Origin of the sequence: Chryseobacterium foetidum, assembly GCF_025457425.1 — a bacterium.
GTDB lineage: Bacteria > Bacteroidota > Bacteroidia > Flavobacteriales > Weeksellaceae > Chryseobacterium > Chryseobacterium foetidum.
Map to the genome: position 1 here is coordinate 2,434,215 of NZ_JAMXIA010000001.1, position 15,216 is coordinate 2,449,430.

Sequence of the window (15,216 nt, forward strand, 5' to 3'; positions counted from 1 at the left end):
AAAATAAAGAAACGTTTTAGTAACGTTTTTATATGAAATAAAGTAAAGTTGAATAAATTAAAATAAATTTGATTCTACCTTGAATGCCCTAAAATAGGGCGTTTATGCACTCATAGATCCTTGCGGAAAGTGCGATATTGTAGTCTATAGGAGAATCGAACTCCTGTTGCAAGGATGAAAACCTTGAGTCCTAACCACTAGACGAATAGACCAGATTTTGAGGATGCAAAAATATATATTAAGTTTTACATTTCAAAATTTTTCTCCTATTTATACATCTTTTGGATGATTGTATTTTTAATTCCTTTGGCTTCCAGCTCTTTCTGAAGTTTCACAGCATCTTCCAGAGAATACTCCTTTCCGTAAGTATAATAGAAAATTCCGTTCATTTTGTTTCTTTCCACATCTTTCAGAGTCTGCAGTATATGGGAATTTGCACTCAATTTATCTTTCCCTACGTATACTTCTATATTATAATACCCGGAACTTAATTTTTGATTAGGCATAAATCCAACTGCGTAAGCGTTTTTAAATCCGGCATCCTTAGCGGTTTTAATATTCTGGTCTTTCACTGAAGCCATATTGGTAACGCTGTAATAGTATTTATAAACACCACCTTCTTTCAGAGTTAGAATATAGTTTAAACCTCTCAAAGCAGGGTCATTCTCATCATATTTGATAGATGTAGTCATTAAAAGAATTCTGAAATCGTTTTTCAGCGGAACTTCCACAGGTTTTTCCGGCTCTGGTTTTTTATTTGAAGCTACGTTTCCGGTTTTTCTGTCGTAGGCTTTTTTATAATCAATAATTGCAAGATAAATACTCTCAGCAATTTCTTCCTGACCTTTATCTGATGCTAAATAGTGACTTTCTTCAGGATGATTAATGAACCCTGTCTCAATTAATACTGACGGCATCGCGTTCATCCTCAAAACGTGAAGGTTTTTCTGGAATACACCACGCGAAAATCTTTTATCTCTGTTAACGAAATTTCCTTCTACCAGCCCTCCTAACAGCATGCTGGCTTCAAGGTATTTACTTTGCTGAAGTTTAAGAGCTATTAAAGATTCAGGGGAACTTGCGTTGTAGGAGCCGAAAGTCTGCTTATCTTTTTCATCCAAATAAATTACGTCGTTTTCACGTTTTGCCACTTCAAGATTTTCATCATTCTGGTTAGGGCCCTGTACAAAAGTTTCAGTACCGTATGCAGTGTTTCTGGCTGCGGAATTACAGTGAATAGAAACGAAAAGATCAGCCTTACTCCGGTTGGCAAGGTTAGTACGGTCCGAAAGGGAAGGGAATTCATCTATCTTTCTCGTATAAATGATTTTAAAATCTTTATTTTTTTCGAGTCTTGCTCCTAATTTTAAAGTGATGGCGAGCGTAACATCTTTTTCTGCAATTCTGCCAATATCACTGTAGGATCTGTAGGCTCCATGGTCGCTACCGCCGTGTCCTGCATCCAAAACTATCGTGAATTTTTTTTGAGAAAATGCAATACTGGATAAAACAACGAACAGAAATGCTAAAATTATTTTAAATTTTGATTGGTACATCTTTAAGTTTTAAAAATTATACTAATTTTGACCCCAAATTATAGCAAACAAAAATTGGACAAAACCGTCTTCAAAAATATATTACAATTTCTTATTATCCTAATTTTTAACAGTTTTTTAGCACAGACAGTGCCTCAGAAATTGCAGAAAAATACGGTAGTAAATGATACCCTACCGAAAGTGGTAGGTGATACCATCGCAAAAAAAGACACAATTGCTCTGCCACGGGAGTCTTTGACAGACGTACTCCGAACTAAAGCCGACTCAAAAAGAAGAGACGTGCCTGCAAGGATGATTTATCTGAATCAGAACGCACAGGTAAAGTATCAGGATATGCAGATTGATGCAGATTATATCCAGATTGATGAGCGTAAAAGCCTGATCTACGCAAGAGGCAAGCTGGATTCTCTGGGAAAGAAGGTTATAGAACCTGTAATCGTTGTCCAGGGCGGCAAAACCTATGAAACAACAGATTTTAATTACAATACCAAAACAAAACAGGCAATAGCCTACAATGCCCGTACCGAAGAGAATGAGGGAGTTATTGTAGCACAGAAAACAAAAAAATACAATGATTCTGTATTTGTAATGCGCCGCGGTTTATTTACCACAGATGATTATTTCATTAAAAAGAAAGACAGTCTTGCCGATTACCATCTTCTGGCTTCTCATATTAAACTTGTGAAAGGACAAACAGGTTCTCAGGTTATCACCGGGCCGGTTCAGATGTATGTTGAGCAGGTGCCAACACCTCTGGTAATGCCTTTCGCCATTCTTCCGTTTTCAGATAAGCGTTCTGCGGGTATTTTAATTCCGAGTTTTGGAGAAAGGGAAGATGTAGGGTTTTTCCTGAATGGTTTGGGGTATTATCAACCCATCGGAGAGCATTTTGACCTCAGGGTTTTGGCTGATATTTATACAAAAGGCAGCTGGAACTTAAGGCCGGAAATGAATTATATCAAGAAATACCGCTACGGAGGAAATTTCTCCGCAGATATCGGATCAACCGTCCGTGGTATTAAAGGTCTTGATAATTACGGAAAAACCGGAACTTACAGAATTGCATGGAGACACACTCAGGATACCAAAGCCAATCCGTTTCTTACGTTTTCTGCTTCAGTAGATGTTACCAGCCAGACGTTCTACAACAATACGGTAAACAACAACTATATTATGGACCAAAGTGTGCTTAGAACCCAGCAGAATTCTACGCTTACCCTAACCAAAAGATTTTTGACATTACCTATCTCCATCACAGGAACAGCTTCCTACAATCAGAATTTCGCAACGGGACTGGCAGATCTCCGTCTTCCGCAGATGAATATTGCCATCAACCAGTTTTATTTATTTGGATCAAAAACAGGTGTGAGACAGGGTTTACTTGAAAATATTACCGTAAATACCGGTATCAACCTTACCAACTCCGTAAGTACAGAAGAAGGTGAACTTTTCACTCAGGCGATGTGGGATAAAATGCAAACCGGTGTAAAAAATAATATCGCTTTGGGAACCAATACTACCATTGCCAAATATTTTACTTTCAGTTTAGGAGCTAATATTGATAATGCATTAACCACAAAAACACTCACTAGACAATACGATCCTATTCAGAATAAAGTGGTGGATCAGATCAATAAAAAAGTGGCTGGATATTCTACATTCAGCACGAGTGCATCTTTACAGACTACACTTTACGGAATGCTGAATTTCAAAAAAGGAGGTGCTGTTGAGGCTATCCGTCACATGATGATGCCAAGTCTTAGTTTTTCTTATTCTCCCGATTTTGGATCGCCAGGCTTCGGGTATTTCAGAAATTATTATGATGCTGCGGGTGCCTTGACTCCTTATTCAATTTTTGATATGGGTATTGTTGGAAGTCCTTCTTCCGGCGAAACGGGTGCTTTGGGGTACAATATTTCGAATAATATCGAAATGAAAATTAAATCTAAAAGCGATTCCACAGGAGTAAAAAAGATTAAAATATTTGAATCTCTGAATATTAACGGGAATTATAATTTCTTAGCCAAATCCCACCCATTCTCAATCATCACAGTGAACGGGCAGACTTCGCTTTTCGACAGCAAGCTGAGCATCAATACAAGTCTTGCTATTGAGCCATACAAAGTTTTATTTTTACCGGGACAAAATACGGGCATCAGAACAGAAGATTTCGGATCTTTCAGTGTGCAGGGTTTCAACGTGCAGATGTCTTATCCTCTGAGCAGTGAGATTTTTGAAGATAAGAAAGAGAAAAAGGATCTCTCTAAAATATACAGTAAAAAAGGTGAGATCAGAAATGAAAATTATTATTTTGATGACGATAATTATGCTCACTTTAACCAGACCTGGAGTCTGAATATCAATGCAAGTTACGCCTACACCAGAAATTTAACCCGAGAAGGCACGAGAATTGCCTCCGTTGGTTTGGATGGCAATATGAAACTTACACCGTACTGGAATGTAACCGGAAGCACCCACTACGACATGATCACAGGGAAACTTGCCTACACAAGAATCGGTTTTGCGAGAGATCAGCGAAGTTTTACAATTAATTTTAACTGGGTTCCTTTCGGGCAGTACAAAGTCTATGATTTCTTCATCGGAATTAAAGCCAATATTTTAAGTGATGCGCTGAAATATAAAGACAGAAGTTTTACACAGCCTAATGCACCTTTTTAAGATCATCATTTAATTAAAATAGAAATTTTATATTTGCAGCCAAATTAAAATCAGGAAGAGAATAGATTTTAATCAAAATTAAAATTCTTCAAAACATTTGAAATTTATCTAAATCTAAATAATGAAAACAATAATCAACACAGAAAATGCTCCTGCGGCTATCGGACCTTATTCACAGGCTAATTTTGCCAATGGCGTGCTTTATATTTCAGGTCAGATTCCGGTAGATCCTTCAACAGGGAAGCTGGTGGAAGGAATTGAAAAAGAAACGCATCAGGTGATGAAAAATCTTGAGGCAATTCTTACTGAAGCGGGAATGACTTTTAAAAACGTTGTAAAAGCTACAATTTTTTTGAAAAGCATGGACGATTTTGCTGTGATGAATGATATTTATGCATCATATCTTGATGCAGAAAGCTATCCGGCGAGAGAAACAGTACAGGTTTCCTGCCTGCCAAAAAATGTTGACATCGAAATCTCAATGATTGCACACCAGGATTAATGAATTTTTTAAGAAATACATTGGCGGTTCTGGTAGGTCTTGCGATTGCAGGGCTTATGATTACTCTTGGGATAAGAGCATTTCCGCAATGGGTTACTTTTGACGCTTTTGCTCCGTTTGAGCACTGGCAGCGCTTTTTGGAGAGCATGAAAGGCCAAGATGCCTTTTTTGGTTTCCTTCTTTTTATTTCAGGTTTGGGAACTACCGTAGGCGGCGTCGTTACAGCAATGATTGTAAAGTATGCTAAAGTGGCTTATGCTATTTTAATTGGCTTTATCATGCTGTTTATTGCAATGCTTGATGTGATAATTTTCCCATATCATCCTACATTTTACAAGATAAGTATCTTTCTCACTTTTTTTCCTTTTTCATGGCTCGGCGGAAAAATCGTTTCTGTCATTTATGAAAGAAAGAATAAAAGGTTAAGGTTGAAGATAAAACAATAAAAAAATCGCCGTTTCATTTCTGAAGCGGCGATTTTCAATTTCATTCTAATTCTTTAAGGCATCTTAAATCCTTTTGTGTAAATTCTTCCGTACTCATCTACGAATTTCACCTGCACGTTTCCTTTGTAATTGTTAAGTATCTTTTCTACATCTGCTTGTGAATTTACCGGTTTGCCATTGATTTCAATGATGATATAATTATCTACAATACCGATTTTTGCCATTTCACCTCCTTCAACTACACCTTTTGCAACAACACCGCTGTTCAGGCCATAATCAGTTTTGAATCTTTCGCTCAGTTCAGTGAAATCTGAACCTATCTTTTCGCTTACACTCAGATCCGCTTTGGTTCTTGTAGAAGTTCCACCTTTCTGATCTTTAAGTGTAACTGTTGTCGTATTTTCCTTGCCATTTCTCAAATAAGTCAGCTGTACTTTGTCACCAGGTCTTCTGCTTCCTACAGCTGCAGAAAGATCCGCAAAATCTGTTATGGTATATGAATCCACTTTGGTGATGATATCTCCTTTTTTCACGCCGCCATCTTCAGCACCACTATTTTCAGAGAAGCCCGTTACATACATTCCGTTTCCTGCTTTCAGGCTGGTTTTCTGTTCTCTGTTATAGGCTGCTACCAGTTGGTCATTAGATAAATCCAGTGTCATTACGCCAAGGAAACCTCTTTGTACAATACCAAATTTCTTAATATCCTCAACGATCTTTCTGGCAAGATTCGAAGGTACTGCAAATCCGTATCCCTGATAATATCCTGTGGTAGACTGAATCGCAGAGTTGATTCCGATAAGCTCTCCACTTGCATTCACAAGAGCTCCGCCTGAGTTTCCAGGATTAATCGCTGCATCTGTCTGGATAAAGCTTTCAATAGGATTGCTTGCTTTTCCCTGAGAGCCCAGAATTCCAATTCCTCTGCCTTTCGCTGAAACAATACCTGCTGTAACTGTTGAATTTAAACCTAAAGGATTTCCTACCGCCAAAACCCACTGTCCAACTTCAATATTATCTGAATTGGCAAAGTTCAGGAACGGCAAACCTTTTTCTTCGATTTTTAATAATGAAATATCTGTATTCGGGTCAGTTCCCACCAAAGTTGCGATGTATGCTTTTTTATTGCTTAAAACCACTTCAAGCTTGTTGGCTCCTGCCACAACGTGGTTGTTTGAAATAATGTATCCATCCGGAGAAATAATTACCCCGGATCCCATTCCCGATGGCATATTATCCGGTGCCTGTTGTCTTTGCCCACGCTGATTTCTTCCACCCATGGGATCACCAAAAAAGAAATCCCACATATCCTGCTCAGAAGCTCTGCTTGATGCTTTATTTTGATAATTTTTAATGCTCACTACAGCAGGCACAGTTGCCTTGGCCGCTTTCGTAAAATCGTCACCAACTGCTGAAGTATTCATTCCTACAAAAGACGTGTTGCCCGATTTTGTAAAGTAAGATTGATCAGTCATGCCGGTGCCGTCATTAAAATACTGCTGAACACCAACTGTGGTAGCTCCGGAAATTACTCCCACTACTGCAAAAGGTAATAGTTTTTTTAAAGTACTCTTCATTTTATATCTTTTAATTTATAATTATTAAGTTGTTTTCTTTTATAAACAAATTTAATGCTAAATAAGTAGTCAATTCATTTAAAGTGTTTCAGTTTTAACTAAAATTTAACGGGATTTAATGCATTTTAAAGTTTAAGTCATAATTTGAGACATGCTTTAACTAAACTTAAAAATTTATTAAAGTCAAATTGTCATACTTTAGATGCCAAATGTCCCATGAAAGTTAAATTAATGATTGTAACTGGCTCGATTCCGGCAACATTGGCATTATTTAAAAATTCATTAAAATGTTTATCTTTGCAAAAATTTTCTCACTTACAACGTTTATAGCATGCAACTGTACAACACCTTAAGCGCAGAAGAAAGAGCTCAACTTATTGATGAAGCTGGTAAGGAACGCCTTACACTGTCTTTCTATGCGTATGCCAAAATTCAGGATCCCCAAAAATTCCGTAACGATTTATTTATAGCCTGGAATGCACTCGATGCATTAGGTCGTATTTACGTTGCCCACGAAGGAATCAATGCTCAGATGAGCGTACCTGCAGACCATTTTGATGCTTTTAAGGAAACTTTGGAAGCGTATGACTTCATGAGAGGAATCAGATTGAATGTTGCAGTTGAGCAGGATAATCATTCATTTTTAAAGCTGACCATTAAAGTTAGAAACAAAATTGTTGCCGACGGTTTAAATGACGAGACTTTTGATGTTACCAATAAAGGAGTTCACCTTAAAGCTCAGGAATTCAACAATATGCTTGCAGATCCAAACACGATTGTTGTGGATTTCAGAAATCATTATGAAAGTGAGGTAGGTCATTTTGAAGGAGCAATTACTCCTGATGTTGAAAATTTCAGAGAAAGTCTGCCGATTATTAACGATCAGCTTCAGGATTTCAAAGAAGATAAGAATCTTTTGATGTATTGCACCGGAGGAATTCGTTGTGAAAAGGCAAGTGCTTACTTTAAACATCAGGGTTTCAAAAATGTGTTTCAGCTCGAAGGTGGAATTATTGAATATGCAAGACAGGTAAAGGAAGATGGTGTCGAAAGTAAATTCATTGGAAAAAACTTTGTTTTTGATCACCGTCTGGGAGAGAGAATTACCGATGACATCATCGCTCAGTGCCACCAGTGCGGAAAGCCTTGTGACAATCACACCAATTGTGCCAATGATGCGTGTCATTTACTTTTTATCCAGTGTGATGAATGTAAAGCTGCGATGGAAAATACGTGTTCTGCAGAATGTTTTGAAACAATTCATTTGCCTTGGGAAGAGCAGGTTGCCAAAAGAAAAGGGCTTAAAGTCGGTAATAAAGTATTTAGAAAAGGAAAATCTGATGCTTTGAAGTTCAAAAATTCAGGCGATTTGCCTAAACAGACTTTAGGAAAAGCCGAAACCAAAGATATACGCCAAAAGATTAAGATTAAAAAAACATTAATCGGAAAAGCGGAACATTACTATTCAAAATCAAAAATTGCTCAGTTTTTATTGGAAAAAGAACTTTCTATTGGAGATAAAGTTTTAATTTCCGGACCAACTACAGGCGAGCAGGAATTTTCTGTTACGGAAATCTTCGTAGATGGGAAGTCTGTAAATGGGGGGAATGCGGGAGATCAAATTACTTTTGAATTGCCGTTCAGAATTCGTCTTTCGGATAAAATTTATAAGATTTTGGATAAAATTTGAATCAAAAACTCCATCGGAGTTTTATCTGTGTAGCATTATTTTACATTTTTTCATATTGGCGCTCCGTAGGAGCGCTATCTTTTTATACATTTGGATATGAAATGTAAGTCCTATGTAATTACTATAGTTATGCGAAAAAGTCTCTTATTTCTGTTTTTATGTTGCTCAAGAATGTTTTTTTCACAAAATCACTTTGATTGTGAAAAGGAATATAATATAGCAAAACAAAAATATGATTCACTTTTCAGCGATATAAAAAAAGTGAATTACAAATCTTTGCCAAAAGTAATAATTCAGAATATGGATTTAAAAAAGTTTACAGGAAAGAATCTCATACTATATTATTCAAATGTTGTTGAGTCTGATCCTTCGGGTGTGCCAAAAGACATGATAGACTGTAAACATTTTTATCCTCAAATTCCTTATTTTAATGAGAGAAAACTTTGGAGTGGAGAGAATATTTTATTTCTAAAATCAAAAATTAAAAAAAATATAGTACCTAAAACATCTTTTGGTTTTGAAAAATATAATAACGAGTTTGTCAGATTGTTTAACACGGAAAATTTTAGAGAAGGTCTTATGGTAAGATCTAAAGAAATTTATTTTCCAAATTCTGAGAAACAGTTTCTGTATTTTCCCGTAAATTCACAAAAACTGATTCTTAAAAAGGTTTCTAACGGTGCAGATATTTATGAAAATTCGTCAACATTTATAACTAAGGTTATTAATGTTTCTTCAAAAGAAGTAAAAATAGAATACATCTTTGAAAACGACCCATCTTTAAATTATTTTCAGGTTTTTAATTTCATTAATGATGAATGGACATTAGTTAAAAATGAGTAATATGCAAAAATCCGAACTCAGAAAAATCTATTTAGACAAGAGAAAATCTCTTTCAGAAAAGTATATCTTCAAATACTCCAATGATATTTTTGAAAACTTCATCAATCATTTTAAACCTTTACCCAATCAAAAAATTCACATTTTCATTCCAATAGAAAAGTTTAAAGAAATCAATACTCAGATTTTTATTGATTACTTTTTAAGCCGAAAGATCAGGGTTTTTGTTCCGAAAATTGTTGATACGAAATTAATCTCCGTTGAAATTTTCTCTGACTCAAAATTTGAAGTCAACAACTGGGGCATTTCCGAACCTATTTCAAATGTTGATTCAGAAATTTTAGATTTTGATTTTGTCATCACTCCTTTGCTTTATTGTGACGCTAAAGGCAATAGAGTGGGGTACGGAAAGGGTTTTTATGACGGATTTTTCAGTAGTATTTCAAAAGATTCAAAAAAAATCGGAGTTAATTATTTTAACCCCGATGATTCTGTTGATGATTTCTGGGAAAACGATATTCCTCTTGACTATTTGGTTACACCCACCGCTGTGCTGTCCTTCGCCGGCGGATCTGAGTAGAATTTTAAGAAGTAGAATTTAAATTCCTTATTCTTCTGTTCTGGTTTTGAAACGAGCGTGTACTGAGCATTTCTCTCAAAAACACCTATCGGTTTGTTTTTGGCATCAAGATATTCCACATTAAATTTGGCAAAATCCAAAGTATCAAGATCCTTAATTTGCTTGAAAACATTGATATTGCTCACTTTTATTTTCTTCACCTGAAGGCTTTCAAGTTCTTTAAATAATCCCTGAAAAGTGGTGGAATCAGATTTTTCAAAATACTTTTCAATTTTGGCATAAATTGCTTTGTCAATCTCCGTTTTTTTATTTCCGGAAAGATAAAGGGTGGAAAGATCCAGAACGTCCTGTACTTTCTGCATCGTAATGGCGTTGATGGCTTGCGCACTGTCCATTTTTACCGAAATATTTTCTGTGTTTCTGAGTTTTTCAAGGTCGCTTACAGGAGGAGTTTCATCTTTTTTCCTGCATGCAACCGTAGCAATGCTGAGAATGATCGTCAAAAACAAAAAGTTAAGGATTATTTTCATTGTTTGAGATTTTAAATTTTATAGATACAATTTTTCCTTTGTTATCTTTTTTCATTTCGATAACGTTAAGGTTTTTGAGGGATGTTGTGGGAGTTGTTACGAGAGTGATGTAATCTTCCTTATCTAAAGCTTCCAAACCATAAATATCGCTGTCATACACCTGTGTAATTACGGCTGCATTGCTGATCAGGTTTTCAAGCTGTTTCCTTTTTTGCTGGATAAGCTGCTCAGAATTTTCTCCTTTAATATCTTTTATGGAGAAATAATAAAGCGCCATCTTATAATCATCTGGTTTCAGTTCAATGGTTTCTTCTTTTGGAGCATTTTCAAGGTTTCTATTCACTTCAAGATTCTCGTAAACTGCCGAACTGATCTGCATCTTTAAAGCTTTATCCTTTGAAGGATACACAAATTTCTCACCCGGTTTTATTCTGTAAAGAATCGGTGATTCATTTTCCTTGATTACTTTTATTTCAATGTCACTTTGTACACCCTGATTTCTGTCGGCATCGGTAAAATGGTAAGTATAAGTTTTCTGGAAAATTTCATCTTTAAATCCTAAAAGTCCGAGTAAAATCACAAAAACGGCACTTGCAGCGATCCATGCAGTTTTCTGGTAGCTTTTTTTAGCAGGTGAAAGCAGCATGTTTTCTGCTGTGGAATTATTTTGCGAAGATTCTTTAACTGTTTGGTTTTCAGTATTTGATTTTTGTAAATCAGTTGAAAGTACCTCTGTTTTAGCCTCGGAATTTTGGTTTTCCTGCTTTTCTTCGAGATTGATAGAGGCTGAAACTGTTTTTTCCAGTTCTTTTACATCATCATTGGTAATTTCTTCGTCATCTTTCAGCAATTCACCGGCAAATAAGTTTTGTTTTTTGAAATCATACCATGAGTCGAAACCTGCATAAATACTGAGTAAATTAAGCATGTCAATTCTCGGAAGTTTGGTAACGGGAGAAGATTTAAAATAAGTATAAAAAGATTTTTCGCTGATGTTTCCCTTCGCCTTTTTTCTCAGATCTTCCTGAAAATAGATGATATCAATACCCTTCCATTTTGAAATTTCATCAAATGAAGGGGTATATTCTGTTAAATATTGAGCCTGAACTGATTTTTTCAGTTGCTCAAAATGTAATAATTCCAGATCAGTCAATTTTTAAAATATATTTAAAGTATTGATTTTCAATAAAGTTTAATTGTAAAACTGTTTTACAAAGTTATTACAATTGTTTTTCATAAACAAATTTTTCATCTGCTATACCTTTGTCTTGTTCAAATAACGGAACAGAAAAGAGATTTTAAAAAACAATATTAACAAATTAAATTTAATTTATTATGAAAAAGTCATTATTCGTAGCTGCTATCGCTGCAATTTCATTAGTTGCTTGTAAGAAAGGAGATGCTAATGCTGAGAACAAAGATTCAATCGAAGCTTCTAAAGATTCAGCTGTTGAAGCTATTGATTCTGCTGCTTCTGCAGGTAAAGATTCAGTTAAAGCTACTGCTGATTCAGCTAAAGCTGCTGTTGATTCTACAGCTAAGACTGCTGCTCCAGCTGCTCACTAATCAGTTACGAACTGAAAATAAAAGAACCGTTTCGCTCAGCGAGACGGTTTTTTTGTGTTATTAAGTTTCAGATTTATTCTATGACTTCTTTTGTTTTAATGTTTCGTAGCATGTAATTGCTACAGCATTACTCAAATTTAAAGAATCAATACTTCCGCTCATAGGAATCAAGGTGTTTTGTCCTTTTCCATTCCAGAAATTACTTAAACCGGAATGCTCTGTGCCAAATAATACTGCAGAACGTTTCGTGAAATCTCTTTTATACAAGTCATACGACGTTTCATCCATAATCGTTGTATAAATATTAAAATTGTTTTTTTGTAGAAATTCAAAAACATCACTGTTCTCAGCCTGAAAAATTTCCATTCCGAAAAGACAGCCAACACTTGATCGGATAACATTGGGATTGTAGAAGTCAGTCTTTCCGTCGGCTACTATCAAAGCATCAATACCAAAAGCTTCGCAACTTCTTAGAATTGCTCCCAGATTTCCCGGTTTTTCAACACCTTCTACGATAATTACGGTAGAATTATCTTTAGGTTTAAAATCATTTAAATCTGATTCTTTGGTTTTATAAACTCCAATTATTCCCTCCGAAGTTCCGCGGTAAGCTATTTTTTCATAGACTTTATCATTCACGAAATGTGTTTTTTGGTTAGGAAGTTTCCCCTTAAAAATATTTTCGCAGATATAAAATTCCACAGGTTCGAAATTGTATTTTAAAGCTCTTTCGTTTTCCTGCTGGCCTTCAACGACAAAAACATCAGCCTTTTTTCTGAATCTGTTGTCCGTTAAAAGTTTGGTGATGTGTTTTATTTTTTCGTTTTGAAAACTCTCGATAATCATGATTGTTCAATTATGAATAATAATTGTTGCAAAAATACTTTTTTAAAAATGATTTATCAAGAGTTCTGAGGTCGTCGGTAATTTATGATTATTTATAAGTCCTTTTCGTTAATCTATCCATCTGACCGCCGGAATATTGTTCCTTTATCTGCCAATTGTTGTCGGTATTGTAGTTTCTATATTGAGTTTTTCCTGCAAACTGCTTTTGTACCTCTGAGATAAGTTGGTTTTTGTCGTTGTAAAAATATTCTGTAATCATAGGGTTTGGCGAAATACTTTCGTACCATTCCATTTTAGACAGAAGTTTATTGTTGTAATGATAAATGATTCTCTCGTCTACGACACCTTTTGTTATATGTTTATAAAGCGTAACTTTGTTATCCTGATTGTATTCATATACATTTTCAGATTCCGCAAACTTTTCTTTTACCAAGTTACCGTGGTCATCGTATTCAAAATTCGTTTTGTCAAACGTTTTGCCACTGGTTTGTGAAACTGCAGATGTTTCAGAAAGTAGATTATTTCGATAGATGTTATTGTATTCTATATAACTTATTATGCCATTATCTTCTGTCGCCAACAGTGTTATATTCTCGTGATTGTCAAGTTCTTTCCGGAATGTCTTATATGAATCTTTTAAATGAAGAGTAGTCTTGCTTTCAATGCTGTTACCGTTCGAATTAAATTTATTATTAGTAGTTAGATTCAATGTGTCATTCACAAAGTATTTATTGTTGGCGTGGGTAAGTAAACCATTTTTCACCTCAAAAACGTTTACAGTTTCTAATTTTTGCACTCCATCTTTAAAAATAAAAATACTGTCAATAATTTTGGTTGTTTTAGGATTAAGCTTAATTTCTTTAGGCAGCATATCATTTTTCTTGATTGTGGCTTGCGTATTTTGTCCGCAGGAAATCGTGAAAAATAAAAAGGCTGTTATGCCGGTAAGAATTTTAATTGACGGTTTTGATTTCATAGATTGAGATTAGTCGTTGATAAAGTTTTCAGAATCCGTTTCCGAATGATCGATCAGACTTTGTGGGAGCTCTTTTTTATTTTTAATTCCTAAAGATTTTAATTTCTGAGTTTGAGAAATTAAATTATCATTACCTGTCGAAAGCTGTTTGAAGGCATCATTATAAACATTTTTTGCCTGATCCAGATTTTTACCAACCTTTTCCAAATTTTCTACAAAACCTGCAAATTTATCATACAGTTTTGCGCCACGTTCCGCAATTTCCAAAGAATTTCTGTTTTGATATTCACGTTTCCAGAGATCAGATATTAGTTTTAAGGAAGTAATTAAATTGCTTGGGTTTAGCAATAAAATCCGTCTGTCGTAAGCAAAATTCCAGAGATTTTGATCTGCCTGCATCGCAGCAATATAAGCCGGTTCGCTTGGGATAAACATCATGACAAAATCCAAAGATTTCCCGTAATCGTCATACGCTTTTTGACTGAGTTGATTGATGTGATTTTTTATGGAAGATAAATGCTGATTGATTTTTATCTGATAAATTTCGGGATCGGTTTCATCAAAAAGTTCGGTAAAAGCAGTTAGAGAAACTTTAGAATCGATGATCACATTTCTCTCATCAGGATATTTAATAACCGCATCAGGACGCATTTTTTTTCCTGAAAATTCTGAAAATAGCGCTTTGTTATCTTCATCTTTAAGTTCGTGTTCCAAAAAGTACTCTCTTCCTTTTACCAATCCGGATTTTTCCAGAATGCTTTCCAGAATCATTTCGCCCCAGTTTCCCTGAGTTTTGCTTTCACCTTTTAATGCTTTGGTCAGTCTTTTGGCGTCTTCAGAAATCTGCTGATTGAGAAGTGCAAGTTCCTTAACCCGTTCTCCAAGAGAAAAACGTTCTTTGTTTTCCTTTTCATACGCTTCGTTGACTTTATTCTTTAAATCATTGATTTTTTCCTGAAAAGGTTCAAGAATATTTTTAAGATTATTTTGATTTAAAGTGGTAAACTTTTCGGTTTTTTCTTCTAAAATTTTATTGGCCAAATTTTCAAACTGAAGTTTTCCTTCTTCGTGGATTTTTTTTGTTTCTTCTTTTTGGGCTTTCAGAAAAGTGTTTTCGGCGGAGACTTTTGCAAATTCGTTTTTCAAATCATTTAAAAGATCAGCTTGTTGAAGATTGTTTTCTTTTTCAAGTTGGATGATTTGCTCTAAATCCTGAATTTTAAGATTCAAATTTTCTAAATCTGCGTTGGATTTAATATTTAGACCATTTAATGCATCAAAAGAATTTCTTGAAACTGTTGATGATTTGAGATAAAAATAAATCATGGCTGAACCTAAAATTCCTCCAATAAAACAGCCGATGATCAGGTAAGTGATTTCCATTTTTCAAAAATACGAAACGGAAAATAATGAATTTGATTTTGTTTT

At 35.1% G+C, this 15,216-nt stretch carries 14 protein-coding genes and 1 tRNA gene; 7 read left to right on the forward strand and 8 right to left on the reverse strand.

Features of this window, described 5'->3' with window-relative positions:
• Window positions 1-140: 140 nt before the first annotated feature.
• Together NG809_RS11465 and NG809_RS11470 are read right to left on the reverse strand one after the other, a co-directional pair.
• A tRNA-Glu gene (locus NG809_RS11465) sits at window positions 141-212 on the reverse strand.
• 54 nt (window positions 213-266) lie between these two features.
• Window positions 267-1,556: an N-acetylmuramoyl-L-alanine amidase family protein gene (locus tag NG809_RS11470; protein WP_262150760.1), complete on the reverse strand. Its 1,290-nt coding sequence runs from the start codon at window positions 1,554-1,556 to the stop codon at window positions 267-269.
• 54 nt (window positions 1,557-1,610) lie between these two features.
• Here NG809_RS11470 and NG809_RS11475 point away from each other — a divergent pair, with 54 nt between their 5' ends.
• From NG809_RS11475 to NG809_RS11485, 3 genes are all read left to right on the forward strand, one after another.
• Entirely contained in the window at window positions 1,611-4,235 is a 2,625-nt protein-coding gene (locus NG809_RS11475) for a putative LPS assembly protein LptD (protein ID WP_262150762.1), read from the forward strand.
• A 121-nt stretch (window positions 4,236-4,356) separates the two neighbouring features.
• Complete coding sequence (locus NG809_RS11480) at window positions 4,357-4,737, forward strand: RidA family protein (RefSeq protein WP_056074412.1); 381 nt, start codon at window positions 4,357-4,359, stop codon at window positions 4,735-4,737.
• Window positions 4,737-5,183, forward strand: coding sequence for a hypothetical protein (locus NG809_RS11485; protein ID WP_262150766.1), 447 nt, complete (start codon window positions 4,737-4,739; stop codon window positions 5,181-5,183). The genes NG809_RS11480 and NG809_RS11485 overlap by 1 nt, the downstream gene beginning before the upstream one ends.
• 53 nt (window positions 5,184-5,236) lie before the next feature.
• Here NG809_RS11485 and NG809_RS11490 read toward each other — a convergent pair whose 3' ends face one another.
• Window positions 5,237-6,760, reverse strand: a complete 1,524-nt coding sequence (locus tag NG809_RS11490) for a trypsin-like peptidase domain-containing protein (RefSeq protein WP_262150768.1) — start codon at window positions 6,758-6,760, stop codon at window positions 5,237-5,239.
• Window positions 6,761-7,091: 331 nt separating this feature from the next.
• Between NG809_RS11490 and trhO the strand changes: the two genes are divergently transcribed.
• The 3 genes from trhO (at window position 7,092) to NG809_RS11505 (ending at window position 9,870) form a co-directional block, all read left to right on the forward strand.
• On the forward strand, window positions 7,092-8,450 hold the full coding sequence (gene trhO, locus NG809_RS11495; protein ID WP_262150770.1) for an oxygen-dependent tRNA uridine(34) hydroxylase TrhO: 1,359 nt from the start codon (window positions 7,092-7,094) through the stop codon (window positions 8,448-8,450).
• 171 nt (window positions 8,451-8,621) lie between these two features.
• A complete protein-coding gene (locus tag NG809_RS11500; protein ID WP_262150772.1) occupies window positions 8,622-9,293 on the forward strand; it encodes a hypothetical protein in 672 nt (223 codons plus the stop codon).
• Between the two features lies 1 nt (window position 9,294).
• Window positions 9,295-9,870 (forward strand): 5-formyltetrahydrofolate cyclo-ligase, encoded by a 576-nt coding sequence (locus NG809_RS11505; RefSeq protein ID WP_262150774.1) that lies wholly within the window; start codon window positions 9,295-9,297, stop codon window positions 9,868-9,870.
• Here NG809_RS11505 and NG809_RS11510 read toward each other — a convergent pair.
• Both NG809_RS11510 and NG809_RS11515 read right to left on the reverse strand, forming a co-directional pair.
• Window positions 9,819-10,400 (reverse strand): hypothetical protein, encoded by a 582-nt coding sequence (locus NG809_RS11510; protein WP_262150776.1) that lies wholly within the window; start codon window positions 10,398-10,400, stop codon window positions 9,819-9,821. The two genes, NG809_RS11505 and NG809_RS11510, sit on opposite strands and share 52 nt — an antisense overlap.
• Complete coding sequence (locus NG809_RS11515) at window positions 10,384-11,553, reverse strand: hypothetical protein (RefSeq protein ID WP_262150778.1); 1,170 nt, start codon at window positions 11,551-11,553, stop codon at window positions 10,384-10,386. The genes NG809_RS11510 and NG809_RS11515 overlap by 17 nt, the downstream gene beginning before the upstream one ends.
• Before the next feature lie 182 nt (window positions 11,554-11,735).
• Between NG809_RS11515 and NG809_RS11520 the strand changes: the two genes are divergently transcribed.
• Window positions 11,736-11,966, forward strand: coding sequence for a hypothetical protein (locus tag NG809_RS11520; RefSeq protein WP_262150780.1), 231 nt, complete (start codon window positions 11,736-11,738; stop codon window positions 11,964-11,966).
• 78 nt (window positions 11,967-12,044) lie between these two features.
• Here NG809_RS11520 and NG809_RS11525 read toward each other — a convergent pair whose 3' ends face one another.
• From NG809_RS11525 to NG809_RS11535, 3 genes are all read right to left on the reverse strand, one after another.
• Complete coding sequence (locus NG809_RS11525) at window positions 12,045-12,812, reverse strand: TrmH family RNA methyltransferase (RefSeq protein WP_262150782.1); 768 nt, start codon at window positions 12,810-12,812, stop codon at window positions 12,045-12,047.
• Between the two features lie 88 nt (window positions 12,813-12,900).
• Window positions 12,901-13,788, reverse strand: coding sequence for a hypothetical protein (locus NG809_RS11530; RefSeq protein WP_262150784.1), 888 nt, complete (start codon window positions 13,786-13,788; stop codon window positions 12,901-12,903).
• Window positions 13,789-13,797: 9 nt separating this feature from the next.
• Window positions 13,798-15,171, reverse strand: coding sequence for a DNA recombination protein RmuC (locus tag NG809_RS11535; RefSeq protein ID WP_262150786.1), 1,374 nt, complete (start codon window positions 15,169-15,171; stop codon window positions 13,798-13,800).
• Window positions 15,172-15,216 lie beyond the last annotated feature (45 nt).